Origin of the sequence: Streptomyces sp. 840.1, from assembly GCF_003751445.1 — a bacterium.
Classification (GTDB): Bacteria; Actinomycetota; Actinomycetes; order Streptomycetales; family Streptomycetaceae; genus Streptomyces.
This window is the reverse complement of the sequence record NZ_RJUU01000001.1, coordinates 4793945-4818123: the sequence shown is the minus strand read 5'-3', so window position 1 is coordinate 4818123 and position 24179 is coordinate 4793945. Positions and strand designations below refer to the sequence as shown.

Here is a 24179-nt window from a genome sequence, read left to right as displayed (position 1 = left end):
GCAGGCTCCAGGAGAGGCCGGGGGGCCGCACCAGTGTGCCGGGGGGCGCGCCGCGAAAGGCTCGACGGACCGTATCCGAGCCTCACTTGGGGGAATCCGTGACCGTCTCCACCTCGCCGTCCACGCCCGGCCCGGCCCGCTCCCGCGGCGCCCTGCGGGCCTGTGCGGCGGCCGTCTGCTGCGGCCTGCTGCTGAGCGGGCCGGCCGCTGTCGCCACCGCCACCGCCACCGCGCCCGTCGGCCGGGCGCACGCGCCCGGCCCGGCCGAGGAGTCGGGCCGGGGCACCCTGGTCTCCGCCGAGAAGCTGTACACGCTCGCGACCCCGCAGGCGGCGGCCGCCGAGCTGGCCGCCGCCGGGTTCGCGGGCGGCACCGCGCGGCACGGCGTCGTCGCCTACCGGCTGGTCTACCGGACCGTCGACGCGTACGGCCGGCCGACCACGGCGAGCGGACTGTTCGCCCTGCCGCTCAGCAGCGCGCACCGGCTGCGCACGGTCTCCTTCGCGCACGGCACCGGCAGCCACAAGGACGACGCACCGTCCATGCAGCGCGGCGCGTTCGTGTCCGCACCCGTGATCGCGCACGCGGCCTCCGGCGCGGCCTCGGTCGCACCCGACTACCTGGGGCTCGGCAAGGGCCCCGGCCTCCACCCCTGGATGGACATCAACTCGGAGACCACGGCTTCCCTCGACATGCTCCGGGCCGCCCGCGCCTTCGCCCCCCGCGCCGGGCACTCGCTGGAGCGCGAGGTCATGGTCACCGGCTTCTCGCAGGGCGCCTCGGCGGCCCTGGGCCTCGGCCGGGCTCTGGAGTCGGGGCGGGACCGCTGGTTCCGGCTCGGCGCGCTGGCGCCGGTCAGCGGCGCGTACGACTTCGGCGGCGCGGAGCTGCCGGCGCTGCTCGCGGGCAGGCTGGAACCCAAGTCGAGCGTGGTGTACGCGGCGTACACCCTGGTCGCCTTCAACCGGCTCCACCACATCTACGACGCCCCCGGCGAGGTCTTCCGGGCCCCGTACGACAGCACGGTCGAGGCGCTGTTCGACGGCGCCCACACCGGGGAGCAGCTGATGCGCGGCACCCCGGGCGCCCTGGGCGACCTGCTGACGGACCACGGCCGCGACCTCCTGGCGCACCCGACGGGAGGGCTCGCGGCGGCCCTGCGCACCACCGACGCCGTCTGCACCGACTGGACGCCCCGCGCCCCGGTCCGCCTCTACATGGCGGCCGGGGACGAGCAGGCCGCCACCGAGAACACCGCGCACTGCCGGGCGGCGCTGCGCGCCGGGGGCGTCTCCGCGCCGGTCATCGACCTCGGCGAGGCCGACTACAACGGATCGCGCCACCTGGGGTCCAACGTCGCGGCCACGGCGGCCGTCGTGCGCTGGTTCGGTGAGCTGTCCCGGCCCTGACGGACGCGGCCGGAGCGGGCGGACACCGCGTGCCGGCGGAGCGGGCCGGTTCCCCCTGCGGTCTACTCGCCGGCCTCTCCATCGTGTATTCGCCGGTCATCGATCATCGGGCGATGATCGCAGGAGGCTGATCCTCGGCCGGCCGGGGGCCCGGCCCCGCGACCCGACTCAGCATCTCCCGTGCGTACGCCTCGTCGTAGACCCCGCCGGTGAGCAGGACCTGGAGACAGATCCCGTCCATCAGGGCGACCAGCGCCCGCGCGGTGGCCGGATCGGTGCGTGCCGCGAGGAGTCCGGCCGTGTCGTCGGTCCACTCGGCGGCGACCGGCCGCAGCGCGGGCCTGCGCAGGGCGGCGAGGTAGAGCTCGTACTCCAGCTCCGCCCTGCCTCGCCCGCCGCCGAAGAACTCCCCGAGCAGCCGGGCGAGTTCGGCCGCGAGGTCGGCGGACCGGTCGGTGAGGGCGGGGCTGTCCCGCATGAGCGCGGCGAAGTTCTCGTTCGACCGGCGGAGCGCGGCGATCAGCAGCTCGTCCAGCGAGGCGAAGTGATACGTCGTCGAGCCGAGCGGCACATCGGCCTCGGCCGCGACGGAGCGGTGGCTGAGTCCGGCGATGCCCCTGGCGCCGACGACCCGGATCGCCGCGTCGATGATGCGGGCGCGCCGCTCGGGGTCGTACCGCCGCACCATCAGTGCGCACCGCCCAGGTTGAGCACGACCACACCGGCGATGACCAGCGCGATGCCCGCCACCTTGACGAGGTTGCCGGACTCCCCCATGAACAGGATCCCGATGACGGCGACGGCGGCGGTGCCGATGCCGGCCCAGATCGCGTAGGCCGTGCCCATGGACAGCGTCTTCAGGGTCTGGGCGAGCAGCGAGAAGGCGAGCAGATAGCCGACGACGGTGATCAGCGAGGGCCAGAGCCGGGTGAATCCCTCGCTGTACTTCATGGCGGTCGTCCCGGCCACCTCGGCCGCGATGGCCGCGGCCAGCAGTCCATATCCCATGTGTACGAGTGTACGCATCGCCCGGCGCGAAGGCCCGGGGTGAGCCGGACGGACGGGGCGCTACCGTGGGCCGTCCATGTACATGACCGAAGGACGGGCGGGGCGGAAGTGGCGCAGGACGCAGGGTGGGGCGGCGGGCCGCAGGGCGTGCCGAACGGGGGCGCACCGTACGGGGGGCAACCGCCCGGCTGGGGCGGCTGGGGCGGCGGCTGGCTGCCGCCCAAACCCGGGGTGATACCCCTGGGGCCGCTGAGGCTCGGGGACATATTCAGCGGTGCGTTCTCCACCATCGGCCGGCACGGCAAGCAGTTGTTCGGCGTGGGCGCGGCCGCGTACGGCGGGGCGCTGGCCGTGGTCGTGGTGGCGATCGCGATCGCCTACTCCGCGACGTCGGACCACCTGGACCGGCTGGTCTCGCTCAGCTCCGACGAGGACCCGAGGACCGAGGACTGGGTACCGCTACTGATCGCCTTCTGCTCGGTCGCCCTGGTGTGCCTGATCGTGGGCATCCTGTCCACGGCACTGATGTACGCGGCCGTGCCCACGGTCCTCCAGGAAGCGGTGCTGGGCCGGGCGACCACCTTCTCCGGCGTCTGGCGCCGGGCCTGGGCACGGGTTCCCGCCGTGATCGGAACGGTGTTCCTGACCGGGCTGATCGCGATGGTCCCCATCGTGCTCGTCTGGGCGGCCGTCACCACCCTCATCGTCGGCCTGGCCGACTCGGGCGGCGGCGGTGGACCGGTCGCGCTGATCGTCATCGGCGTCCTCGGCGCACTGGCTACGGGACCGCTGGCGCTCTGGCTCTGGGTGAAGTTCAGCCTGGCCCCCACGGCCGCGGTCTTCGAGAACCAGGGCCCCATCGCCGCGATGCGCCGCTCGTCCGTGCTGGTGCGCGGCGACTGGTGGCGGATCTTCGGCATCACCCTGCTGACGGGCGTCATGGCGGCGGTCGCGAGCTATGTGATCCAGCTGCCGTTCACGCTGATCGGCATGTTCTCGGGCATGCTCGGCTCGGCCAACCTGAGCGACGACCCGAACCCGACGTCGATCGTCGTCGCCATGAGCGGCTACCTGCTGGCCCTCCTGGTCGGCCAGCTGGTCAGCCAGCTCATCGTGGCCACCTTCCCACCGCTGGTGGCGGGCCTGCTCTACGTGGACCGCCGCATCCGCACCGAGAACCTGGGCCCGGTCCTCGCCGAGGCCGTCGCGGTGCCCCCGCAGTACGCGCACTGAGGCGGACCGGGACGGCGGGTGAGAGCCGGCGGGGCCCTGTTTGACCTTGACACGGTGACAAGGTCTTGAGTGCTCGCCAAGGAGGTGGTCCCCCATGGCGATCACAAGGCAGGGCACGGACCCGGGCACGAGTACGGGTACGGGTACGGGTACGGGTACGAGTACGAGTACGGGTACGGGTACGAGCGCGGATTCGGATACGACTACGGCTACGGGTTCAGATTCGGCACGGATGCTTCGCGCTCTGGAGGACGACCGTTCGTCCGTCCGGCTGCGGGCGGCCCTCGCGGTCGGTACGACGCCCGATCCGGTCTTCGTCGACAAGCTCGTCGAACGGTGCGCGGTCGAGCCCGAGTTCCTCGTGCGCGACATGCTGACCTGGGCACTCACCCGCCACCCGGCAGCCCTGACGCTTCCCCGGGTGCTGCGCGAACTCCACTCGGAGCGGGCGCGGGCGCGGAGTCAGGCGCTGCACACCCTGTCCAAGATCGGGGACCCGCAGGCGTGGCCGGCCATCACCCCGACGCTCCTGTGCGACGCCGACGACGAGGTGGCGCGGACCGCTTGGCGGGCCGCGGTCGTGCTCGTGCCGGAGGGCGGGAAGTCCGCGCTGGCCCAGGTGCTGGCGACGCAGCTCGGGCGCGGTGGGCGGGAGACGCAGCTGAGCCTCAGCCGGGCGCTGGCCGGACTGGGGGAAGCGGCCGCGCCGGCCCTGGACACCGCGGCCGGCGTCGCGGAACCGGGTGTGCGGGCGCACGCGATCGCCACCCGGCGGCTACTGGGCGACCCGGACGCCGGGTTCGAGTTCGCGATCGAGGAGGCGAAACGCGTCGTGGCCCTCGGCGGGTACGGCCAGGAGGGATGATGGGGCGTGCTGATCGGTGAGGTGGCCCGGCGGTCCGGGGTCAGTGCCCGGATGCTCCGGCACTACGAGTCCCTCGGTCTGGTGAGTCCTTCGGGCCGCACCGGCTCCGGCTACCGGGAGTACTCCGGGCAGGACATCCGCCGGGTCTTCCACATCGAGAGCCTGCGGTCGCTGGGGCTGTCGCTGCGCGAGATCGGGCGGGCACTCGACGACCCGGGCTTCACGCCCTCGCTGCTCGTCGACGACCTCGTCCGCCAGACGCGCGAACGCATCGCGGCGGAGACCGAACTGCTCACGCTGCTGAGCCGGGTCGACGCCTCGGACCCCGCCGGCTGGGACGACGTCCTCCAGGTCGTGGCCCTCCTGCGGGCGCTGGGGTCGAAGAGCGCCGACGCCCGCCAGCGCGCCGCCCTCTCCTCGGGCGACGAGGTCCCGGTGGAGGCCCTGGTGGAGGCGGCACTGAGCGAGACGGAACCGAACGTCGCCGGAGCCATTCGCTGGGCGCTGGCACGGTCCGGCGACCGGGGCGCGGCACTGCTGGCGCAGGGCCTCGGCTCACCCGTGGCCGCCGTGCGGGAGCGCGCCGTTCAGTCCCTCGCCGAGATGCCCGGCGAGGAGGCCGCCGCTCGGCTGCGCGACGCCCTCGACAGCCCCGACGCGGTGGTCCGGGGACATGCGGCGCCGGCGCTCGGCGCCCGGGGCGCGAGTGACGCGATCCCGACGCTCATCGACATGGTCGTGGCGGGAAGGAACGACACCGGCGCCGCCGACGCGCTCGGCGTGCTGGCGCGCGACGCCCCGGCGGCGGACCGGATCGCCGCCGGGATCGCCGACCGCCTCGCCGAGGACACCACGAGGGCCCCCGCACGCGGACGCCTGACCCAGGCGCTGGGAAGCGTTCCCGGGGCGAGGGCTTCCCGCGCCCTGGTGGAGCTGGCGCGGGACGAGGACCGTGCCGTCGCCCTGACCGCGGCGTACCTGCTCCGACTGCGCGACGAACACTGACCGGTGCGCGGCCCGGACCGGTACCGGAAGGATGGCCGGCCGGTGCCGGGGGCGCGGCCGCAACCACGCCCCCGGCGCACGGTCACAGGTAACTGGCGGCGGTCACACAGAATCCGCCCAGCGCCACGGCCCAGACGTACGGCAGGGTCCGCAGCATCACCTGCTGGGGTGTCACCCCGGCGTACTGCGCGCTCCAGACGGTCTGCGTACTGGTGGGGTCCGACACCCCGAAGACCTGGTTGTACGAGGTGGCGAGGCCGAGGACCGCGACGGCCGGGTAGATGCCTGCCGCGATGAGGACACCGGCGATACCCGCGCCGAGCCCGTAGACGTTCAGCGGCCCCCGGTACAGGCAGAGCGGCACCAGCACGGTGAACACCACGACGAACAGCACCGGGTTCTGCGGGCTGACGGCCTTCACCAGCGGTTCCAGGGACTCCACCGCGCCGGGCAGCTTCACCGCGGCGAGGAGGATGCCGATGGCGACGAACAGCACGATCGGTGCCGCCGCGACCTCGAACGCGCCGTACAGCGTGCGCAGCAGCCGCTTGTTCATGTCACGCGGCCGGGTGGTGGTGACCAGCGCGTACAGGACACCGGCCAGCATCGACGGCAGGATCGCGACGTCGAAGCCGAGCGCGAGGACGAGCGGGACGAGCGGGGTGAGCAGCGCGTACCAGGGCGCGTCACCGAGCTGCTTGCGCCGGGAGTCGGGCTTCGCGGAGGCCGACTTGAGGGACCACGCGTGCTCGACCCCCCGTCGCCGGGTCTCGATGAGGACGAAGAGGACGGCGGCGGCCAGCGCGAACGGGAACAGCTTCATCATGAAGCCCCGGACCGTGTCGACGGGCAGTTCGAGCGCGGTGGAGAAGAACTGCCAGATGGGCAGTTCGAAGGGCATTCCGGCGGCGATGCCCATCAGGATCGTCCCGGCCGCAGTGACCTTGGGAATGCCGACGGCGATCATCGCGGGGATGCCGATGATGCCGGCCAGCATCGCCGCGGGGGCCGAGCCGGTGACCGTGCCGACGAGGGTGGAGACGGCGAGGACGCCGAGGGCGACCACGACCGGCCGGTCCCCGCCGAACTCGACGATCTTGCGGACGAGGGTGCCGGCGATGCCGGTCTCGTCGAGCAGCCTGCCCAGCCAGGAGCCGAGCAGGATCGCGATCATCGTGGCGGCGAGCATCGGCGCGCCGTTCTGCACGACCGTGTCCAGGACGCTGTTCTCGCCTGTCGCCGGGGCTCCCGCGACGAGGGCGATGACGACGCCGAGGATGACGAGCGCGAAGGCGGTGGGCAGCCTGCGGGTGAGCATCGCGGCGACACCGGCCGCCATGACAAGAAGGATGACGACGCCCATGGCGTTACTTCTCTCTTCCGTGCGGGGATCCGTGCGGGGATCCGTGCTGCGGCTCGGCCGCGGTGGCCAGGGCGGCCGTGAGCAGGAGCGGGCTGCGTCCCAGGCCGCAGGCGGCGCGGGCGTGGGCGTGGGCGGCGATCTCGTCGGCCCCGGCGACATGGCCGTACAGGGTGTGGCGCCCCGCGCGCAGCACGACGTGGTTCAGTTCGCGCTTCAGGGCCTTCTTCGCGGGCCCGTGGTGCAGTTGCTCGTGCACGGCCTCGTGCGCGATCGCCGCCGCCCGTAGCGAACCGGCCGGGAACCAGTGGCGCCAGCCGAGCCGGTCGGTCAGCTCCTCGGCGAGCGCCAGGGTGTCGGTGAAGAGCTCGACGGCCGGGGTCGGCCGGGAGGTGTAGCGGGCGAGCAGGCCCTTCGCCAGGCCGCCGTCGCTCTCCACGATCCGGGCCGTGGACGCGGTGGGCGCCAGCGCCGCGCCGAACTCCTCGGCCCTGCGCGCCCATCGGCGCAGCAGCTCCGGGTCGCGGCCCTCGTGCGTGGGGGTGTTCGCCAGCAGCCGTACGCCGAACTCGACGTCGTCGCACTCCGCGAGCGCCTCGATCTCCGTGAGCACGGCCCGGCCGGGCAGGACGGCCGTCATGACCGGACCTCCACGACGGCGACGACCGGTTCGTCGGCAGCGCGCGAGCTCAGTTCGCTGCGGGCGAGCGCGAGCAGCGGCTGCGGGTCGAGCACCCCGGACAGGTCCGCTATCCGGGAGCCGAGCAGCAGCCGCAGCGCCGGGGCGCGGACGCCGCCGTCGCCGTACGACGTCGCCTCCTTCACCAGCCCCGCGAGGACCTCGGGCGCCCGGCCCACCGTGGTGGTCTCGACCCGGGCGTCCGGCGCGTGGAGCCGTACGACGCCGTCCGCGTCGACGACCCGCACCGGGTGCAGGTCCGGGCGGAACCTGCGGTGCACCTCGGTGCCGTACACGGTGTGGGCGGGGGTGCCCGCGAGCACGGTCACGGACGCCGGATCGGTCCTGAGGCTGTCGGCGGCGGCGCGCAGCCGGTCCGTCTCACCGGCGCGGTGGGCCCGGTCCTGCGTACGCAGTTCGGTGGCGCCGGTCGCGACGGCCCGCACGGTGCTGGTCTGCGGATCGACGGTGACCTCCACCTCCACCCCGTCCGCCGCGGCGCCCTGGGCGACGACGGCGGCCTCGGCCTCGGCGCGCACGGCGAGGATCTGCTCCTGGCCGGCCCCCGGGATGATGCGCTCGACCTGCTCCCGGATGAGGGCGAGGGCCACGCCGATGGGGCTGATGACCTCGTTGTGCCGGGCGATGCGGCCCTCCTGTCCGGTGACGGCCGCGAGGTGCGGTGTGACGGCGGCGGCGCCACCGCCCCCGCCGACGAGCACCGCGGTGTCCTTGTCCAGGCGGTAGTCGCGCATCATCGTGTCGACCACCGCCCTGACCTGGCCGGTGCCCGCGTCCAGGATCTTCGTCGCCGCCGTGGCGACGTCCGTGCCGAGCAGGGCGGCCAGCGGGGCGATCGCGGCCTCGGCGACGGCCCGGTCGCACTGCGCGAAGTCCCCCTCGGGCACCCGGCCCAGGGCGTTCGCGGCGCAGGTCATGGTGATCGCGAAGCGGCCGCCCGCGGCGTCGAGCACCACGTAGTCGGCCGGGTCGTCCGCCATCGGCCGGATCAGGGCGACCTCGGCGCCCCGCAGGTCCTGCGCGCTCGCGAAGCAGGCGTACGCGAGCCCCGCGATGTGCGCGCTGCGCGGTCCGGCGCCGGTGACCGTGCCGCCGGAGACCCGGACCATCGACCCGCCGCCGACTCCGACGGTCCGCACGTCGAGCGCCGACAGGTACGAGCTGCGGCCGAGGATCGTGGCGTGCCGGACGGCGACCTTGCCGCGCCGCACGACGCTGATGTCCGTGGACGTTCCGCCCGTCTCCAGGAACAGGCCCTCGCTGATGCGTTCCTGCATGAGCGCCCCGGCGACGCCCGCCGCGGGTCCCGACAGCACCGTCAGCAGCGGTCTGCGCCGCATCTCGTCGAGCGACATCACCCCGCCGTCGCAGCGCATCACCATCAGCGGCGCGCTCACGCCCGCCTTGGTGATGGAGGCGTCGACGAGGTCGGCGGTGGCGAGCATGCGCGGCAGGATCGCGGCGTTCACCACGGCGGTCCGGGTCCGCTTGTGGAGCCCGTACAGCGAGGTGATGTCGTGCGCGGCGGTCGTCGGCAGCCCCAGTTCCCCGGCGGCGGCGACGACGGCCTCCTCGCCCTCGGGCCGGTCGACGCTGAACGGCTGGCTGGCGACGACCACTTCGGCGCCCTCCCGCACGACCGCGTCCAGGGCGGCGCGCACGGCGGGGGCGTCGTCCGGGTCGGCCACATGGGCGTAGACGAGCGGGAGCCGCTTGCCCGGGGTGAGTTCCAGCTTGCGGAAGGCGGCGAGCCGGCGGGTGAGCGATGCGCTCGGACCTGCGCCGATGCCGATCAGGCCGACGGTGGCGACGTCGCCCTCCAGCAGCGCGTTGGTAGCCTGTGTGGTGCCGTGGGCGAGGAAGGTCACGTCCTGCGGGGTGTGGCCGGTCTGTTCCAGCAGGCGGTCGAGAGCCTCGACGATGCCGTGGGCGACACCGTCCTCGTGGTGGTGGCTGGTGGGAACCTTCACCTGCCCCAGCAGAAGCAGGGTCGTGGCGTCGACGGCCACGGCATCGGTGAAGGTTCCGCCCACGTCGATGCCGACGCGGATGCGGTGGGTGTTCATGGCTGGGCACCTCCTTGTGCGGGTGGGCAGGGCGAGGGCGGCAGGGCCGGTCGGCGTTACGGGAGCCCTGGGCCGGGCGGGTACAGGTGGAGCTGCGCCCGCCCGGCGCTCCGCGGTCGCCCGGGGGCCGTGCGGTGGAGCGGGGCCGTGCGGTGGAGCGGGGTGTGTCGGTCCGTCAGGTGGTGACGGGGGGTCAGTAGCCGCGTACGTCGGGCCAGTGGCGCTGGACGCCCTCGCGCTCCAGCAGCCGGGCGAACGCGTCGAACCGCTTGTCCTCGGCCTGGACCCGGTGCGGCTCGACGCTCTCGGCGACGCAGTGCGCCGCGAGGGAGCCGGCGACCTCGCCGATGTTCCATTCCACCGGGTGGAGCCGGTAGCAGCCGTTGGTGATGTGGGTGGTGCCGATGTTCTTTCCGGCGGGCAGCAGGTTGCGGACCCGGCGCGGGATCAGCGCGCCGAGCGGGATCTCGAACGGCACCGACCCGATGTCGATGTAGTTGTCGCCCCCGGTGGAGGGGTGCAGGTCGATGCGGTAGTTGCCGACGCCGACGGAGTCCCGGTACCGGGTGCCGCCGTACGGGCCGACGATGTCGATGGACACGTCGTGTTCGGTGACGGTGGTGACGGCCTTGATGCGGCGCGACTCGCGGACGTACGGGGCCTTGGCGAGCCCGTCGGACGTCCCGGTGATGTCGGGCCGCAGCCGCAGCCCGGGGAATCCCCGGCCGCCGTCGGCGCGCGGCGCCTCGGTCTGGAGCCAGTACAGCACCGACAGGGAGAGCTGGCGGGCCTCGGCCAGGGCGGCGGCCGAGGTCTCCTCGCCCGCGCCGATCAGGGGCTTGAGCCAGTAGTCGTTGAGCGGCCAGTTGACCAGGGTGATGTCGGAGTCGAAGGCGCCGGGCCGGTGCAGCTTGCGGGCCAGGATGCGGCGGAAGCCGAAGAGTTCCTTGTCGCCCGCGTCGGCGGACTGGTCCGCGTTGACGTCGAGCGGGTCGAGGTCCGGGTTGGGCACGAAGGTGCGCGGTACGGCTTCCAGGCTGCGGGGGTCGGGGGCGAGGAAGCCGAGCAGCGGGCCCGGCCAGAAGTCGGGCCGGTAGCCGCGCCAGAAGTCGTAGTCGGCCGGCCGCTCGATGGTGTGGTCCTCGCCCTCGTGGTGGGAGAGCGCGAAGCACACGGTGATGCCCTGCTGGTTGAGGGGCTGGGCCTGCTCGGGGGCGTGCGGTTCGCCGAACTCGGCGCGCGCCTCGGCGCCGATCGCGTGCTCCACCCCGGCGAGTTCGAGCAGTTCGCCGGTCTCGGTGGCGTCGATGACGTAACGCGCCCCGACCGTACGGCGGTTGCCGGTGCGGATGTCCTCCAGCGTGACGGACCGCACGGTGTCGTCGTCGCCCGCGTCGGCGGCGACCGGCCGGTGCTCGGTCAGCAGGGTCAGCCGGCCGGCGGAGCGGTGCGGTGCGAGCATCGCGTCCAGGACGGCGAGGGCGACGCGCGGCTCGTGGCAGAGCTTGCTGACGCGGCCGGCCCCGGGGTTGAGGCTGGTGAGCGCGAGGGCCTCGGAGCGCAGCGGGTACCAGCGGCGGTAGTGGTCCCTGATGGACTCGCGCAGGGCGCGGTACGAGGCGGTGGTCCCGAACTCCTCGACCCATGGGTGCTCGTCCGGCGGGACCGCCTGCGAGGTGAGCTGGCCGCCGATCCAGTCCGTCTCCTCGGTGAGGACGACGGTGCGCCCCGCCCGGCAGGCGGCGAGTGCGGCGGCGATGCCGCCGAGACCGGCGCCCACGACGAGGATGTCGGGTTCGGGTATCACGGTTCTCCTTGAAGTGCTGTGTGTGCTCAGTGCGTTGAGGCGTTGAGGCGTTGCTGCGGGCGGGAGGGGATCATGGGTGGCCGGCGGGCGGCGGTCCCGCCGTCGAGCCGGCGCGGAAGGTGCAGGCCACGAGGGGTTCCGTCGCCTCGTCGCCGGCCACCAGCGCGGCGAGCATGCGCACGGCGGCCGCGCCCAGCTGCGGCCGGGGGATGTCGAATCCGGTGATGGGCGCACCGTCCGCCAGATCCGGTGGTGGGCTGCCGAGCACGGCGAGCGAGGCGTCACGCGGGCAGTCGATGCCGACGAAGTGCGCGGCGCCGTGCAGGGCGCGCCAGGCGTCGCCGGTGTCGGTCTCCTCCGCGACGAAGGCCGTCACCCCGTCGTCGAGCCAGCCGCGCAGCCGTTCCGCGGTGAGCTCGCGCTCCGGGTCGGCGGAACGGAAGACGGCCCCGGGGCCGCCGGGCAGCCCCGCCTCCTCCAGGCCCTTGAGGAAGCCGTGCTCGCGGTCGGTGGACGCGGGGGCGTCGTCGTTCTCGCGTACGAGCACGATGCGGCGGTGCCCGAGGGAGGCGAGGTGCGCCACGACCTCCCGGCTGGCGCTGATGTAGTCGGCGCCGACCCAGGCGAGTCCCTCCAGCTCGTCCCTGCGGCCCAGGTGGACGACCGGGAACCCGTCGGCCACCAGGCGCAGCAGCTCGTCCGCCGGTGCGTGGCGCCCGAGGAACAGGCAGCCGTCGGCGAGCCGTACCCGGTTGAGCGCGTGGGGCCCGGCGGCCCCGGCGCCGCCCGTGCTGGAGCCGGTGAAGAGCACCAGGTCGTAGCCCCGGGCGGCGGCCTCCTGCTCGACGCCGACGAGGAACGGGTAGTACGAGTGCTGCACGTCGGTCGGGAACGTGGAGGTGAAGCTGAAGACCCCGAGCAGGTTGTTGCGCGCGGCGGCCAGCCGGCTGGCCGCCGGATCGGGCACGTACCCGAGCGTGCGCACCGCGTCGAGCACCTTGCGCCGTGTCTCCTCGGAGATCGTCGCGCCCTGTTTCCGCGCCCCGAGGACCAGCGAGACCGTGGCCTGCGAGACCCCGGCGAGGCGCGCGACCTCGGCCTGCCGAGGTCGGGACGTACGGCCCCCGGGCGAGGGGGCCCGGCCCGGCCGGGCCCGCTGCTTGGGTTCTTCCACGGTGTGCCTCCGGATCGTTAATGCGTATTACTAATGCGCATTAACGAGTACTGTGAACCTCGGCATCGCAGCGGTCAAGGGTTCGCGCAGGACTTCTTCGGCCCTCGGCGGCCGGTGTCCGGGCCGGGACGCCTGGCCCGAATCGGGGTTCCCTGGCGACGGGCGGCGCAGGACAATGCGTGTCAGTGCTGAACCGGCACCAGGGTTCCGTCGGACATACGGGGGACACATGATCTTTGTCGTAGCCACAGTGGTCGTACTCGTGGCAGCCATCGGCGGCTGCCTGATCGCGCTTCGGCGCCGAGGCGGCTCGGGGGAACGCGGCGCGCTGGAGCGCGGCGCGGCGGACCAGGGCCTGGCGCAGGGGCTGGGCACGGGGAACGCCCAGCGGCAGAACATGGGGCCCTTCTGAGCCCTTCGGGGCCGGTTACCGCACCCCGTGCGGCCGGAACTGGACGCTGATACGCCCTCCGGCGGTCCGGGCCGACTTGGGGATGGCGTGCTCCCAGGTCCGCTGGCACGAGCCGCCCATCACGATCAGGTCGCCGTGCCCCAGCGGGCGGCGCACGGTCCCGCCACCGCCCACCGGGCGCAGCAGCAGGTCACGCGGGGTACCGACGGAGAGGATGGCGACCATCGTGTCCTCGCGGGCTCCCCGCCCGATGCGGTCGCCGTGCCAGGCCACACTGTCGCGCCCGTCGCGGTAGTGGCACAGGCCGGCCGTGGCGAACTCCTCACCGAGTTCGGCGGCGTAGTGCGCGTTCAGCGCCCGTCGCGCCTCGTCGAGAACGGGGTGCGGCAGCGGTTCACCGGCCCCGTAGAAGGCGAGCAGCCGGGGCACGTCCACGACCCTCTCGTACATTTCCCGCCGCTCCGCCTTCCACGGAACGTCTGCGGCCAGCCGTTCGAACAGGACCCCGGCACCACTGAGCCACCCCGGCAGCAGGTCGATCCAGGCCCCGTCCCCGAGGACCGTCCTGCGCACCCCGGCCAGCGGGCCCAGGCGCACGTCGTCGCCCTGGTCGAAGAGCGATCCCTGGAGCTGGTGCGTGGCCATGTCTCCAGCGTACGTGAATCGAACACATGTGCCCACCTGGACGCCCGACCGCCCGTCGGAACGCTCGCGCGGTGCGGCGCACCCGCTCAGCGGCCGCCGGTCAGAGGCCCGCGGCGGCGGTACGGCCACCTGTGACGCGGAGAAGGTCCAGCTTCCCCGCGTCGCTGCTGCCGGTCGCTGCCGTGTAGGTGACCATGCGGAGGTCTGCGCCGGGGACGATCAGGACATCGCAGTCGAGCAGGATGTCGCCGACCTCCGGATGCCGGATCGTCTTGCGCTCCGTCGCGTGCTGGGCGGCGGCAGTCCGTGTGGACCAGAGGCGGGCGAAGACAGCCGAAGCTTCGCGCATTTCCTGAACGAGACGGTCGAGCTGGGCGTCCCCGGGGTAGCGGGACACGGCGTCCTTGAGGTCGGCGACGATCGACTCCGCGAAGGCGTCCTCCCCGCGCTCGGACCGGACAGGACGCATCGAGGCGTGCGCGGCGCCGTTGCCGAAGAGTGCACGGGCGAGGTTGCGTTCGACGGCCGGGAGGACGGCGGGGTCGCCGTGCAGGGCGCTCCACGTGGTGTTCCACCACACCAGGGACCAGTCGGCGGTGAACACCCCGATCGGTACATCGCCCAAGCGCGCGGCGAGCCGCTGGATGCCCGGGGGCACATGGACGCCGACCGTCCCGTCCTGGGGCGGCAGGAGCCCGGCGCCCCGGTACAGCTGGTCGCGCTCGGCGCGGGAGAGCTGAAGGGCCCGGGAGAGCGCGCCGACGACCTGGGCCGAGGGGTTCTTCGCGCGGCCCTGTTCCAGGCGCAGGACGTAGTCGACGGAGAGCCCGGCCAGCTGTGCGAGCTCCTCACGGCGCAGTCCGGGGGCACGACGGCCGTCCGTCATCGTGAAGCCCGCGTCGGCCGGGGACAGCCGGTCGCGCCAGGCGCGCAGGAGTACGGCGAAGCCGGAGCGGTTGGAAACCATGGGTCCATTCTCGCGGCCAGGCGCCGCATCAGCCTGGGTACTGCCAGTCCTGGTGACCGGGACGGCACTGGTTGCCGGTGGCGCAGGCGGCCAACGTGGAGATGCGCCCGGAAAGCCGGGCGCCATCGGTTCACCGGTTGAGGAGCCTTCCATGAAGCACACCATCGTGATGACGGGCGCGAGCCGCGGGATCGGCCGCATCGCCGCGCAGCACATCCTGCGCCGGTCGCCGGACACCCACCTCCTGGCCGTGACCCGTGGCTCCGCCGGCGCCCGGCTCACCGAGGAGATCGGCGCGGCCGGGCACACGATCTCGCACGTCCCGGCCGACCTCGGCTCGCTGGCCGACGTCCGCTCGGCAGCCGACGAGATCCGCGACCGGCTCGACCGCGGTGACCTGCCGCCGCTGCGCGGGTTCGTGGGCAACGCGGGCATGCAGTGCACGAACGCGCTGACCGAAGGGCCCGACGGATTCGAGGCCACCTTCGCCGTCAACGTACTCGCCAACCACCTGTTCGTCCGGCTGCTCCAGGACCGCTTCACCGCACCCGCCCGGATCGTGATCACCGCCAGCGACACCCACTTCGGCGACTTCAGGCACAACATGGGCATGGTCCCCGGGCCGGCCTGGAAGGCCCCGGACATCCTCGCCCGCACGGGCGCCTTCCCCGAGCCGGACACCGCGGCCGGCGGGCGCACCGCGTACTCGACGAGCAAGCTGGCCGCGATCTACCTGGTCCACGAGTACGCACGCCGGCTGCCGGCCGGGGTGGACGCCGTCGCCTACAACCCGGGGTTCGTCCCCGGTACCGGCCTCGCCCGCAACGCGGGGCCCCTCTCCCGGTTCGCGATGCGCCGCATCATGCCGGTGATGGCCCTCACCCCGTTCGCCACCGGCCGCAGCGCTGCGGGCCGCTACCTTGCCGACGTCGTCCTCGGCGCGACCCGGGCGCCGACCGGCTCCTACGTGGACCGCAGCCGTGCGGACCGCTCGTCGCAGGAGTCCTACGACCCGCAGCGCGAAGGCGAGCTCTGGGAGGCCGCCGAGCGGTTCACGGCAGCGTACGCAGCCAGGGCGAACCCGTCCTCGGGAGACATGACGAACGGTTCACCGCGATAGGCCGAGCGGCCCGGTGCCCGATTTCTGCCTGGCTGTATTCGCAGAGAAGTCACTGGTTCCGGTAGCGGCCGGGCGTGGTGCCGACGAGGCCGGTGAAGGCGGCTATGAAGCCGCTGGGGCTGGACCAGCCGCACGAACTGCCGGTCGGTCACGCCGTGTACGACGAGGCGCCGGAGCGCCTGTTGGCAATCCTGACCGGCAACGAGCCTTTCCCGCAGACCTCGTGACGTCTCGTGATCCTCACTCGGCGGCGTCGGCAGCAGTCACGTCCTGCGCGACGTCCGTGCAGTTGACGTCTGGGCGTCACCGGCGCGGCGTTCGCGGTGACGAGCCACGGCGTCATTGTTGGCGCAGCGCACCGAACAGTAGGCGCGTCGGCCGTTGCGGGAGGTATCGACGAACGCCAGACCGCAGTCGTGGCGCGCGCAGCGCCCCAGCCGTTCGGGGTCGGCGGAGCACACAACGTAGGCGAGTCCGGCCGCGGTGACGGATCGGATGTGCGCGGCGGGGTCGGCGCCGATCGAGCTGTAGTGCAGGTGTGGTCGGCCGTCATGCAGGGAGATACGGGGACTGCTGGAGGCGTCTGCGAGCAGTGTGTTGACGGCCTGGCACCGCCCCTCAAGATCCTGACGCCCGAAGCACGTGGCCAGGCGCCTGCTCCACGTCCAGACCGTCTCGGCCTGCGCGGCGGTGAGCGCGGGGTGCGCAATGCCGTGCTCGACCAGCAGCGGTTCGAGGTGCTCGGGTCGCGGCGGCGCGGTCAGGTTGACCAGGTCAGCGGCCAGCCGGGCAGCCTCCCCACCGTAATGGTCGAAGTGCATAGGAGCATTACAGCATCAAGAGTCGTAATGGTTGAACTGCTCTAGACACTTACATCATGTTATTGGGCATGACTCCCCCATCCCCGGTCAGGGCACCGGACGACCGGTGCCCCGTCTGCCATGAGCCGACTCCGGCGGAAACACGGTGGTGGACGCTCAGATCCCGCCACCACACATCCGAAGGCGAGGTCGAGTACTGCACCGGCGGCTGCGGCTGTCTCGTCGTCCTGGTCAACGGCGAGATAGTCAAGAGCCTGTCCGCCGACCGGCGGCCGCTCCGTGGACGCACCGGACCACGAAACGATCATTAGGCTGCCGGCGGTGACGTTGAAGTAGCGCCAGCGCGTTAACGCGTTCGGTCGGCACGGAGGATGATCCGGGCTGCAACCAGCCGATCTGAACAAGCGCGAGGCCCCGCCCTGCTGAGCCGACGCAGGACGGGGCGCACTCGGACGATGCGGATGCCGAGCGGTCAGACGGTGCCGAACTCGCCAGACTTGATGCCCGCCATGAAGGACGTGAACGAACCGGCCGGGACGCTCAGGACCGGACCCGCCGCGTCCTTGGAGTCCCGGACCGGAACGACGCCGCGCGAGGCCGTGAGATTGATGGCGACCTCCACGCAGGCGCCACCGTTCTCGCTGTACGAGGACTTGAACCAGCGGGGAGACTCGATCGTCACGGGGAACCCTTTCGTAACTGCTCGATCATGGCCACAGATGCCGCCTGGGAGAGCGCCTCGGCCTGCAGTTGATGGTAGGCCGTCAGCACAGGTACTACGGAATTACTATCCCGTTCAAGCTGCCCGCGCAGAGCCGACTCAGCGTACGAGACGAGAGATCGGTTCTGCATAGTCAAGATGTACAGCGGCAAGCTCAGGGGGCGACGATCTCCCATGTCGAACGGGGCAACCTGGAGCACACTGTTCGGTAACGCTGCAAACTCGGCCAGCGCCGACAGCTGATCGTCCATGATGTCGGCGCTGCCGACAGGCCGCCGCAGGCAGCTTTCGTCCAACACCACGAAGACCAGAGGTGGTGGAGTCCGAATGATCGCTGCCTGCCGCTCCAATACGAGCGAGAGCCGCTCCTCCCCCTGCTCGGGGGTGATCGCGCCTCGCTCAACGGCACGCGCAGTGAGCGCTGATGCGTACTGCGATGTCTGGAGTACCCCGGGAACGACACCGACTTCGTACAACCGGATCTCCGCCGCCCGCGCCTCGTGCGTGACGTACTCCGGGAACCCTTCCAGCAGCGCCGTGTGCCGCACCGCTCGACTCTGCCGTTCGAGCCGGTCTCCCGTGCCCAGGGCCTTGTCGGCACTCCTCGCGAAACGCTGAGTTGGAGGGCGGCGACCAGTTTCGACGGCAGAAATGTGCGTGCCGGAGCAACCCATACGCTCCCCCAGCTCATCCTGCGTCCAGCCCCGCTCATCCCGCAACGTACGAAGAAGCTGGCCGAAGCGCGCTGCGGGCGACCTTTCCGGTTCCAGGTCCTTGCGGTTGACCATCCGGCATCCAACTCCTCGTTCAGTTACTGCAAGTTGAAGACACCCTGATCCTAAGCCACGCTGAACGCACTTGGTAGTGGAACGACTACAGAGAGGTGCGGCCATGCCCGAGCAGAGGTTCGCCCATGTACCGCCCGCCGGAACGCTCTTGGCGGACAGCGGCCATGACGACCGCGTCGGGGAGTTCCGCGGGGTCTCCGGTCCGTACTGGTCGCTGCGGCCGGTCGGCGGGGGTCCCGAGTGGGAAGCCGACCCCGAGAACGTACGGCTGGCCACGCGCGATGAGCGGCTCCGTGCCCGTACCGCGTACGAGAACGCCCGGAGCCGGGGGGACGTGGCATGAACTCCAGCAGTAAGACCGAGTGCGGGGTCTGCCACGACTTCGACCTGGCCGAGGCCGAGGCCCGGCGGGAGAAGGACGAGAGCAGGGCGACCGACTGCCGGGTGCTACGGCGGCGGCATAGCGCCGCCGACCATCCCGACGGGATCGAGAACGGGAACGGGGTCGGGGTCGCGTGAGCGGTCCGGGTTACTTCGTGGAGATCACCGCGACCACCGGGCAGCGTGCCGTTTCACTGGGCGGGGGCGTGGCGCGCAACCGCCGGCTCGCGCTTCGGTGGCTGCGGCGGCAGGCGCTCCGGCTGACGGAGGGGCTCGGAGGCGGGGCGGCGTGTTCCGGTGGGAGGGACATGCGCTCCGCCGTCCTGCGGAGCTCTGCCGTACTGAACGCGCTCCGGTGCTGGGGTGATGATCCCGGGCAGCAGGACCAGGCGATGGCGCGGCTGGAGGCCGGAGGGCCCGAGGTCTTCGCGGTGGTCGACCCCGCGGCCGGGCTGCTGGTGACGCTGGCCGGGCGGCGGGTCCGGGGCAGCCGGACGAGCGGCTGCCCCGGTCATCCGTTGACGGTGAACCGCAGGTCGGCCCTGCCCGCGTCCGTGTGCGGCGAACTCCGCAGCCCTGCTCAGCCGTCCGAACCGGTCCCTGTCGCTTCGCGTGCTGCGGCGAGGGCTCGCTGCCTGACTTCGCCGAACAACTGAATCATGGTGGCGGCCAGGACGTCGTCCGTGCCGATGGTTCGCCCGTCTCCCGTGCGGGTGGACAGGGCCAGAAGGGATTGCGGCGCGGACGACCCCGTGTCAGCCGGTTCGCCCGGCGTCGTCAAGGCGACCGTGCCGAATCGTTTGATCCCGCCCTCCCGGGCGACCATGGCCGCGTCCCGGGCCAGGTCCGTCAGGAAGACGCTCGCGAGCCCGTCCAAATCGCGCACCATCGCCGGGACAGCTGCCGTACCCCGGTTGCGCAGGAGCTTCTTGATACCGCCCTCGAACCTGTGGGCGCCCAGCACCGCACTCGACTTGCGTGACCTGCTGCGCTTGGGAGCGTGTACGACGCTGCCCTCCGCGTCACGCACGACGCCGGTCAGCCCCCTGAACGTAGGACTGTGGCGGTACCAGCCGCCTCCCACCTCAAGCTCGACGTCCCGGTCGATGGCTGTCACGAGGTCCTTGGGAAGCAGCTTCTTCCGGGCCTCCTCCTCCGCCGCTCGCAGCGCGCCGTCAATGATGCCCGTCAGCACTGTCCGCGTCACCGACTCGGCAGCCCGAGCGGCCGACCGCGAGACGTGCAGCGGGGTGACGTCCCTGAACACCGCCTTGACGAGAGGAGAGTTGAGCAAGGGAACGTCCATGCCCGCGGCGGACGCGGAAGCAGTGCGCTCGGTACCTGTGGAGTGTGCGGGCATCGGAAAGAACGCTCCCTGTTGTCGGTACGCATCAGCGGCCCGCCTCGCCGCGCGGACCCGCTCCCTTGCGCCATCGTCCGTCGATGTCGCGCTCGGTCAAAGGTCTCACGGGCGCCGTTTCGCACGTTCACCAGCAGCCCTCAGCCGGTGCGGCACGCCGCACCGGCATCCTCGTCAGTCCAGATCGGACATGTCGAGCACGAAGCGGTACCGGACGTCGTTGCGGCCGAGGCGGTCGAGTGCCGTTTCCACCTGTGCCGACGGGAGCACCTCGACATCGGCGACGATGCCGTGGGCCGCGCAGAACCGGAGCATCTCGGCTGTCGCGGGCCGCCCTCCGCTGCCTGCGGAGCTGAGCTTCTTGCGGCCGACGAGCAGGTCCATGGCCTCGATGCCGACCGGGCCCAGGTGTCCGACGATGCTGAGCGTGCCGTCCATCGCCACCAGCTTGAGGTACGGGGCGAGGTCGTGCGGCGCGGAGACGGTGTCGATGATGACGTCGAAGGTGTCGCGCGCCGCGTCCATCTGCCGGCTGTCCGTGGACTCGACAAGTGCGTGGGCGCCGAGCCGGCGGGCGTCGTCGCGCTTGTCCCCGGTACGGCTGATGACCGTCGTGGTGGCGCCGAGTGCCACGGCCATCTTGACGGCGAGGTGGCCGAGGCCGCCGAGTCCGGCCACCGCGACCCGACTGCCCGGACCCACGCCCAGGGCGTGCAGGGGCTCCCAGACGGTGACTCCGGCGCACATCAGCGGCGCGGCCGCCGCCGGGTCGAGCCCGGCGGGAAGTGCGTACGCGAAGGCCTCGCGTACGACGTACTCGCGGGAGTAGCCGCCCAGGGTGGTCGTCCCGTCGTGCCGGTCGGTGCCGCCGTACGTCAGGGTCGGGAACGAGTGGCAGAAGTTCTCCTGCCCGGCTTCGCACATGGCGCACGCGCCGCAGGAGTCGATGATGTTGCCCACCGCGACGCCGTCACCGACCGAGAAGGCGGTCACCTCGGGGCCGGTCGCCGTCACCGTGCCGGTGAACTCGTGGCCGGGGACCAGGGGGGACTTCGCGTCCTGGTCGTGGGCGCCCAGCGCGTGCAGGTCCGTGTGGCAGACGCCGCAGTAGTCCACCCGCACCGCGAGGTCGTCCGGGCGCAGGTCGCGGCGCTCCAGCGAGGTGCGCCGCAGCGTTGCCGGGCCCGCCGCCTGCCAGCCGGTGGTCGTACGCATAGTTGAATCCTTAAATAGACTGTTTGGTCTATTCGACAGTAGGCGCGGTCGCACAACGAAGCAAACAGACTGTTCTGTTTGCTAGCATCGCGGCATGCCGGAACAGCCACAGACCGCGCGAGGCGCCGCGACCTACCAGCGCATCCTGGACGCCGCCACCGAGGAGTTCGCCCAGCACGGCATCGCCGGGGCGCGCATCGACCGCATCGTGGCCTCGGCCCGGACCAACAAGGCTCAGCTCTATGCCTACTTCGGGGACAAGGAGCGGCTCTTCGACGCCATCTTCCTCGGCTCGCTGGAGCGCATCACCAACGTCGTTCCCATCGACGCCGACGACCTGGCGGACTGGGCCGTACGCCTCTACGACGAGTACCTGCGCCGCCCCGACCTGATCCGGCTGGCGACCTGGACCCGGCTGGAGCGCCGCCCCGCCGGGCACCTGGTCGAGACGCACGAGCACTACGATGATCGCAAGCTCTCGGCCATCGCCGAGGCCCAGGCCGCCGGGCGGGTCCGCGCCGGCGATCCGTTCGACATCATGGCCATGGTCATCTCCATGTCCATGGCCTGGTCCCCGGTCAGCAACGTCTACGCGGCGAGCAGCCAGGAACCCGACGACGTGCACGACCGCCGCCGCGCTCTCCTGCGCGACTGCGTGCGGACGGTCACTGCGGCCGGGCAGGACGACGGACAGTGAAACGGCCGTGCCCGCCGGGTGAACCGGCGGGCACGGCCGTACGACGGGGGCTTCGCGGACCCGGTCAGCCGTTGACGGTGAACCAGGTGGCGCGGGACTTCTTCCACTCGTCGTGGTCGAGGTCCTTGGCCTCCGTACCGTCGCCGTACAGGTCGGCCGAGCCCGCGTCCGTGAGCAGCTGGGCGCGGGCGCCGGGCGTGTTCAGGTCGGGGACGGTGACCACGGCCTCCCAGCCGCCCGGGTCGGCGGTCGGCAGGTCGAGCCGCTTCTGGGGGGCGTGTCCGGCGATGCCGTCCCAGGAGTAGAGGGCGTACGGGTCGGAGTTGTCGTCCGCCGCCCAGGAACCGGCCACGATCAGGTACTGGTCGGCGGAGTTCTTGCGGATGTCGCGGATGCTGAGCCCGCCGAGGTCCAGTTCGATCGGGGTACCGATCGTCGCCTTCGCGCCGGAGCCGGCCACCTTGTCGAAGTTGGTGACGGGCACGATCAGCGCCTTGCCGCCGCCCTTCGGCGGGACGAGCGGGGCGCGGAAGCCGATGTAGGCGGTGGTCGTGGAGCCGGGGGCGAACTCCAGGCCCTCGACGTTGAAGCCGTCGATCTGCTTGGGGACCTCGCCGTCCTCGGTGCCCGCCGCGAAGCCGTAGCGGTTGCCGTTCGCCTTGTCCCAGGCGACCAGGTCGTCGCGGAGCTTCTTGTACTTGCCGCCCACCGTCAGCTGGGTGGACGCGCCGGAGCCGCTCACCGTGGTCGTGAAGACGGTGTTGCGGTCGGACTTGTACTCGCCGTCCTTGTTGTTGCCCAGCGAACCGGTCCAGTAGATGGTGTTCCCGACCCGGGCCGCGCCCTCGATGTCGACCTCCTTGGAGACGCCCAGCTTCGAGGCGACGTCCCAGCTGCGGACGGGGGCGCCGGAGGCCGAACCGTCGTAGAGGCGGAGCGTGTTGGTCTCGTCGTCGGCCACCACCAGGTACCCGCCGCCGACGTCGACCGCCGCCGAGGCGTCCGAGGAGCCGGTGAGGTAGCGGGTGTCGGCGGCGTTCTGCACGGCGGCGGACGCGGCGTAGTGCAGGGACTTGGTGGCGGTCTTCCCGCCGAGGCCGGTGACCTTGATCGTGAGGTCGGTGTAGCCGCGGGCGTGGGCGGCGACCCGGAGCTGGCGGGTGGCGCCCGTACCGCTCACCGTCACATCGCCGGTCGCGGCGACGGAGGACTTGGAGCTGGCCGACGCCGCCACGCCGAGGGCGGACACATCCGCGCCGCTCTGCCCGACGGTGACCGTGACCACCGGGTCGGCGCTCGCGCCGACGGCGCCGGAGAGGTAGCCGGCCGACAGCGTGATCGTCGGTGTCCCGTAGCTCGCGGCGTGCGCGGGCGCGGCGAGACCGAGGGCGGCCAGCGCCAGCGCCCCTCCCGCGGCGGCGACGGTCCGGCGGTGAGGGAGGACAAGCTGATGCAGCACGGTGTGCCTCTCGTCGGCGTGGTGTCGGGGATCAGGTTCCGCATCCTGCACCAACGCGCGGCGCACACCGGGGATACGGCGGGCGAACAACGACGAACGACCCCCGGCGCCACTGGGATTCCAGCGGTACCGGGGGCCGTTCAGGTCGTACGGGTGGGACTCAGACGTTGAAGCCCAGCGCGCGCAGCTGCTCGCGGCCGTCGTCCGTGATCTTGTCCGGGCCCCACGGCGGCATCCAGACCCAGTTGATCCGGAGCTCGTTGACGATGCCGTCGGTGGCCGACTTCGCCTGGTCCTCGATGACATCGGTCAGCGGGCAGGCCGCCGACGTCAGGGTCATGTCGAGGGTGGCGATGTTGGCGTCGTCCACGTGGATGCCGTAGATCAGGCCCAGGTTGACGACATCGATGCCCAGCTCGGGGTCGACGACGTCGTACAGGGCCTCGCGGACCTCCTCCTCGGAGGCAGGCTTGGTGGTGAGAGTCTCGTTGTCGCTCATGCCGTCTTCCCTTCGGACAGCGCCTTCGCCGTCGCGTCCTTCCACGCCATCCAGCTCAGCAGCGCGCATTTGACCCGGGCCGGGTACTTGGAGACACCGGCGAACGCGACCGCGTCCTCCAGTACCTCCTCCATCGCGTCGTCCGGCTCCAGCTGTCCCTTGGACTGCATCAGCTCCAGGAACGCGGCCTGGATCTTCTGCGCCTCGCCCAGTTCCTTGCCTACCAGCAGCTCGTTCAGCACGGAGGCGCTGGCCTGGCTGATGGAGCAGCCCTGGCCCTCGTAACTCACATCGGCGATGGTCTCGCCGTCGTACCGTACGCGCAGCGTGATCTCGTCACCGCACGTCGGATTGACGTGATGCACCTCGGCGTCGCCGTCCCGCAGGCCGCGCCCGTGGGGGTGCTTGTAGTGGTCCAGGATCACTTCCTGGTACATGGAATCAAGCTTCACCAGTCAACCCTCGCC

The 24179-nt window shown here is 72.0% G+C and carries 27 protein-coding genes; 10 read left to right on the top strand and 17 right to left on the bottom strand.

The window, feature by feature from the left end; genetic code table 11:
* Window positions 1-98: 98 nt before the first annotated feature.
* A complete protein-coding gene (locus tag EDD93_RS22005) occupies window positions 99-1409 on the top strand; it encodes a lipase (RefSeq protein WP_221217327.1) in 1311 nt (436 codons plus the stop codon).
* Window positions 1410-1512: 103 nt separating this feature from the next.
* Here the strand turns inward: EDD93_RS22005 and EDD93_RS22000 are convergent, their stop codons facing one another.
* On the bottom strand, window positions 1513-2097 hold the full coding sequence (locus EDD93_RS22000) for a TetR/AcrR family transcriptional regulator (protein WP_123526778.1): 585 nt from the start codon (window positions 2095-2097) through the stop codon (window positions 1513-1515).
* The gene (locus EDD93_RS21995) at window positions 2097-2417 is read right to left on the bottom strand and encodes a multidrug efflux SMR transporter (RefSeq protein ID WP_024494376.1); all 321 of its coding nucleotides are present in this window, start codon (window positions 2415-2417) and stop codon (window positions 2097-2099) included. The genes EDD93_RS22000 and EDD93_RS21995 overlap by 1 nt, the downstream gene beginning before the upstream one ends.
* Before the next feature lie 108 nt (window positions 2418-2525).
* Here EDD93_RS21995 and EDD93_RS21990 point away from each other — a divergent pair, with 108 nt between their 5' ends.
* From EDD93_RS21990 to EDD93_RS21980, 3 genes are all read left to right on the top strand, one after another.
* Window positions 2526-3650 carry a hypothetical protein gene (locus tag EDD93_RS21990; protein WP_260255810.1) on the top strand — a complete coding sequence of 375 codons (1125 nt, stop codon included), beginning with the start codon at window positions 2526-2528 and terminating at the stop codon, window positions 3648-3650.
* 232 nt (window positions 3651-3882) lie between these two features.
* Complete coding sequence (locus tag EDD93_RS21985; protein ID WP_123526777.1) at window positions 3883-4515, top strand: HEAT repeat domain-containing protein; 633 nt, start codon at window positions 3883-3885, stop codon at window positions 4513-4515.
* A gap of 6 nt (window positions 4516-4521) precedes the next feature.
* Window positions 4522-5520 carry a MerR family transcriptional regulator gene (locus EDD93_RS21980; RefSeq protein ID WP_123526776.1) on the top strand — a complete coding sequence of 333 codons (999 nt, stop codon included), beginning with the start codon at window positions 4522-4524 and terminating at the stop codon, window positions 5518-5520.
* Between the two features lie 82 nt (window positions 5521-5602).
* On the opposite strand, the gene EDD93_RS21975 is transcribed toward EDD93_RS21980, so the two are convergent.
* From EDD93_RS21975 to EDD93_RS21955, 5 genes are all read right to left on the bottom strand, one after another.
* The gene (locus EDD93_RS21975) at window positions 5603-6883 is read right to left on the bottom strand and encodes a TRAP transporter large permease subunit (RefSeq protein WP_123526775.1); all 1281 of its coding nucleotides are present in this window, start codon (window positions 6881-6883) and stop codon (window positions 5603-5605) included.
* A 4-nt stretch (window positions 6884-6887) separates the two neighbouring features.
* Window positions 6888-7520 (bottom strand): hypothetical protein, encoded by a 633-nt coding sequence (locus EDD93_RS21970; RefSeq protein WP_123526774.1) that lies wholly within the window; start codon window positions 7518-7520, stop codon window positions 6888-6890.
* Window positions 7517-9646, bottom strand: coding sequence for a hydantoinase/oxoprolinase family protein (locus EDD93_RS21965; protein WP_123526773.1), 2130 nt, complete (start codon window positions 9644-9646; stop codon window positions 7517-7519). Before EDD93_RS21965 ends, EDD93_RS21970 begins: the two co-directional genes overlap by 4 nt.
* 193 nt (window positions 9647-9839) lie before the next feature.
* On the bottom strand, window positions 9840-11453 hold the full coding sequence (locus EDD93_RS21960) for an FAD-dependent oxidoreductase (protein ID WP_123526772.1): 1614 nt from the start codon (window positions 11451-11453) through the stop codon (window positions 9840-9842).
* A 70-nt stretch (window positions 11454-11523) separates the two neighbouring features.
* Window positions 11524-12627, bottom strand: coding sequence for a LacI family DNA-binding transcriptional regulator (locus tag EDD93_RS21955; protein WP_123526771.1), 1104 nt, complete (start codon window positions 12625-12627; stop codon window positions 11524-11526).
* A 229-nt stretch (window positions 12628-12856) separates the two neighbouring features.
* Between EDD93_RS21955 and EDD93_RS21950 the strand changes: the two genes are divergently transcribed.
* Window positions 12857-13039, top strand: coding sequence for a hypothetical protein (locus tag EDD93_RS21950; RefSeq protein ID WP_123526770.1), 183 nt, complete (start codon window positions 12857-12859; stop codon window positions 13037-13039).
* Between the two features lie 15 nt (window positions 13040-13054).
* Here EDD93_RS21950 and EDD93_RS21945 read toward each other — a convergent pair whose 3' ends face one another.
* Window positions 13055-13684: an alpha-ketoglutarate-dependent dioxygenase AlkB gene (locus tag EDD93_RS21945; RefSeq protein WP_123526769.1), complete on the bottom strand. Its 630-nt coding sequence runs from the start codon at window positions 13682-13684 to the stop codon at window positions 13055-13057.
* Between the two features lie 100 nt (window positions 13685-13784).
* Window positions 13785-14651 carry a helix-turn-helix transcriptional regulator gene (locus EDD93_RS21940; RefSeq protein ID WP_123526768.1) on the bottom strand — a complete coding sequence of 289 codons (867 nt, stop codon included), beginning with the start codon at window positions 14649-14651 and terminating at the stop codon, window positions 13785-13787.
* 151 nt (window positions 14652-14802) lie between these two features.
* Here EDD93_RS21940 and EDD93_RS21935 point away from each other — a divergent pair, with 151 nt between their 5' ends.
* The gene (locus tag EDD93_RS21935) at window positions 14803-15771 is read left to right on the top strand and encodes an SDR family NAD(P)-dependent oxidoreductase (protein ID WP_123526767.1); all 969 of its coding nucleotides are present in this window, start codon (window positions 14803-14805) and stop codon (window positions 15769-15771) included.
* 104 nt (window positions 15772-15875) lie between these two features.
* Window positions 15876-15998: a hypothetical protein gene (locus EDD93_RS40290; protein ID WP_260255809.1), complete on the top strand. Its 123-nt coding sequence runs from the start codon at window positions 15876-15878 to the stop codon at window positions 15996-15998.
* A gap of 36 nt (window positions 15999-16034) precedes the next feature.
* On the opposite strand, the gene EDD93_RS21925 is transcribed toward EDD93_RS40290, so the two are convergent.
* The 3 genes from EDD93_RS21925 to EDD93_RS21915 all read right to left on the bottom strand — a co-directional run bounded on the left by EDD93_RS21925 (window position 16035) and on the right by EDD93_RS21915 (window position 18101).
* A complete protein-coding gene (locus tag EDD93_RS21925) occupies window positions 16035-16592 on the bottom strand; it encodes a CGNR zinc finger domain-containing protein (protein ID WP_123526766.1) in 558 nt (185 codons plus the stop codon).
* A gap of 472 nt (window positions 16593-17064) precedes the next feature.
* A complete protein-coding gene (locus tag EDD93_RS21920; RefSeq protein WP_123526765.1) occupies window positions 17065-17274 on the bottom strand; it encodes a DUF397 domain-containing protein in 210 nt (69 codons plus the stop codon).
* Entirely contained in the window at window positions 17271-18101 is an 831-nt protein-coding gene (locus EDD93_RS21915) for a helix-turn-helix transcriptional regulator (protein ID WP_123526764.1), read from the bottom strand. Before EDD93_RS21915 ends, EDD93_RS21920 begins: the two co-directional genes overlap by 4 nt.
* Before the next feature lie 103 nt (window positions 18102-18204).
* On the opposite strand from EDD93_RS21915, the gene EDD93_RS21910 reads away from it, so the two are divergent.
* Window positions 18205-18444, top strand: a complete 240-nt coding sequence (locus tag EDD93_RS21910) for a hypothetical protein (protein ID WP_123526763.1) — start codon at window positions 18205-18207, stop codon at window positions 18442-18444.
* The gene (locus EDD93_RS21905; protein WP_123526762.1) at window positions 18441-18620 is read left to right on the top strand and encodes a hypothetical protein; all 180 of its coding nucleotides are present in this window, start codon (window positions 18441-18443) and stop codon (window positions 18618-18620) included. Before EDD93_RS21910 ends, EDD93_RS21905 begins: the two co-directional genes overlap by 4 nt.
* Before the next feature lie 442 nt (window positions 18621-19062).
* Here the strand turns inward: EDD93_RS21905 and EDD93_RS21895 are convergent, their stop codons facing one another.
* Together EDD93_RS21895 and EDD93_RS21890 are read right to left on the bottom strand one after the other, a co-directional pair.
* Complete coding sequence (locus EDD93_RS21895; RefSeq protein ID WP_260255808.1) at window positions 19063-19788, bottom strand: hypothetical protein; 726 nt, start codon at window positions 19786-19788, stop codon at window positions 19063-19065.
* Window positions 19789-20016: 228 nt separating this feature from the next.
* A complete protein-coding gene (locus tag EDD93_RS21890; protein ID WP_123526761.1) occupies window positions 20017-21057 on the bottom strand; it encodes an NAD(P)-dependent alcohol dehydrogenase in 1041 nt (346 codons plus the stop codon).
* A gap of 94 nt (window positions 21058-21151) precedes the next feature.
* Between EDD93_RS21890 and EDD93_RS21885 the strand changes: the two genes are divergently transcribed.
* The gene (locus tag EDD93_RS21885) at window positions 21152-21754 is read left to right on the top strand and encodes a TetR/AcrR family transcriptional regulator (RefSeq protein WP_123526760.1); all 603 of its coding nucleotides are present in this window, start codon (window positions 21152-21154) and stop codon (window positions 21752-21754) included.
* A gap of 64 nt (window positions 21755-21818) precedes the next feature.
* Here EDD93_RS21885 and EDD93_RS21880 read toward each other — a convergent pair whose 3' ends face one another.
* The 3 genes from EDD93_RS21880 to sufU form a co-directional block, all read right to left on the bottom strand.
* Entirely contained in the window at window positions 21819-23213 is a 1395-nt protein-coding gene (locus EDD93_RS21880; RefSeq protein ID WP_123526759.1) for a DUF3616 domain-containing protein, read from the bottom strand.
* A 160-nt stretch (window positions 23214-23373) separates the two neighbouring features.
* The gene (locus EDD93_RS21875; protein WP_056783575.1) at window positions 23374-23712 is read right to left on the bottom strand and encodes a metal-sulfur cluster assembly factor; all 339 of its coding nucleotides are present in this window, start codon (window positions 23710-23712) and stop codon (window positions 23374-23376) included.
* Window positions 23709-24164 (bottom strand): Fe-S cluster assembly sulfur transfer protein SufU, encoded by a 456-nt coding sequence (gene sufU / locus EDD93_RS21870; protein WP_024492621.1) that lies wholly within the window; start codon window positions 24162-24164, stop codon window positions 23709-23711. The genes EDD93_RS21875 and sufU overlap by 4 nt, the downstream gene beginning before the upstream one ends.
* Window positions 24165-24179 lie beyond the last annotated feature (15 nt).

What these genes read in the sequence shown, in the direction of transcription:
- EDD93_RS21975 (WP_123526775.1), bottom strand. Translation starts at nt 6,883, where the DNA reads ATGGGCGTCGTCATCCTTCTTGTCATGGCGGCCGGTGTCGCCGCGATG.
- EDD93_RS21895 (WP_260255808.1), bottom strand. Translation starts at nt 19,788, where the DNA reads ATGGACGTTCCCTTGCTCAACTCTCCTCTCGTCAAGGCGGTGTTCAGG.
- EDD93_RS21890 (WP_123526761.1), bottom strand. Translation starts at nt 21,057, where the DNA reads ATGCGTACGACCACCGGCTGGCAGGCGGCGGGCCCGGCAACGCTGCGG.
- EDD93_RS21885 (WP_123526760.1), top strand. Translation starts at nt 21,152, where the DNA reads ATGCCGGAACAGCCACAGACCGCGCGAGGCGCCGCGACCTACCAGCGC.
- EDD93_RS21925 (WP_123526766.1), bottom strand. Translation starts at nt 16,592, where the DNA reads ATGCACTTCGACCATTACGGTGGGGAGGCTGCCCGGCTGGCCGCTGAC.
- EDD93_RS21875 (WP_056783575.1), bottom strand. Translation starts at nt 23,712, where the DNA reads ATGAGCGACAACGAGACTCTCACCACCAAGCCTGCCTCCGAGGAGGAG.
- EDD93_RS21940 (WP_123526768.1), bottom strand. Translation starts at nt 14,651, where the DNA reads ATGGTTTCCAACCGCTCCGGCTTCGCCGTACTCCTGCGCGCCTGGCGC.
- EDD93_RS21910 (WP_123526763.1), top strand. Translation starts at nt 18,205, where the DNA reads ATGCCCGAGCAGAGGTTCGCCCATGTACCGCCCGCCGGAACGCTCTTG.
- EDD93_RS21905 (WP_123526762.1), top strand. Translation starts at nt 18,441, where the DNA reads ATGAACTCCAGCAGTAAGACCGAGTGCGGGGTCTGCCACGACTTCGAC.
- EDD93_RS21995 (WP_024494376.1), bottom strand. Translation starts at nt 2,417, where the DNA reads ATGGGATATGGACTGCTGGCCGCGGCCATCGCGGCCGAGGTGGCCGGG.
- EDD93_RS21950 (WP_123526770.1), top strand. Translation starts at nt 12,857, where the DNA reads ATGATCTTTGTCGTAGCCACAGTGGTCGTACTCGTGGCAGCCATCGGC.
- EDD93_RS21915 (WP_123526764.1), bottom strand. Translation starts at nt 18,101, where the DNA reads ATGGTCAACCGCAAGGACCTGGAACCGGAAAGGTCGCCCGCAGCGCGC.
- EDD93_RS21985 (WP_123526777.1), top strand. Translation starts at nt 3,883, where the DNA reads ATGCTTCGCGCTCTGGAGGACGACCGTTCGTCCGTCCGGCTGCGGGCG.
- EDD93_RS21945 (WP_123526769.1), bottom strand. Translation starts at nt 13,684, where the DNA reads ATGGCCACGCACCAGCTCCAGGGATCGCTCTTCGACCAGGGCGACGAC.
- EDD93_RS21970 (WP_123526774.1), bottom strand. Translation starts at nt 7,520, where the DNA reads ATGACGGCCGTCCTGCCCGGCCGGGCCGTGCTCACGGAGATCGAGGCG.
- EDD93_RS21965 (WP_123526773.1), bottom strand. Translation starts at nt 9,646, where the DNA reads ATGAACACCCACCGCATCCGCGTCGGCATCGACGTGGGCGGAACCTTC.
- EDD93_RS40290 (WP_260255809.1), top strand. Translation starts at nt 15,876, where the DNA reads ATGAAGCCGCTGGGGCTGGACCAGCCGCACGAACTGCCGGTCGGTCAC.
- EDD93_RS21935 (WP_123526767.1), top strand. Translation starts at nt 14,803, where the DNA reads ATGAAGCACACCATCGTGATGACGGGCGCGAGCCGCGGGATCGGCCGC.
- EDD93_RS22000 (WP_123526778.1), bottom strand. Translation starts at nt 2,097, where the DNA reads ATGGTGCGGCGGTACGACCCCGAGCGGCGCGCCCGCATCATCGACGCG.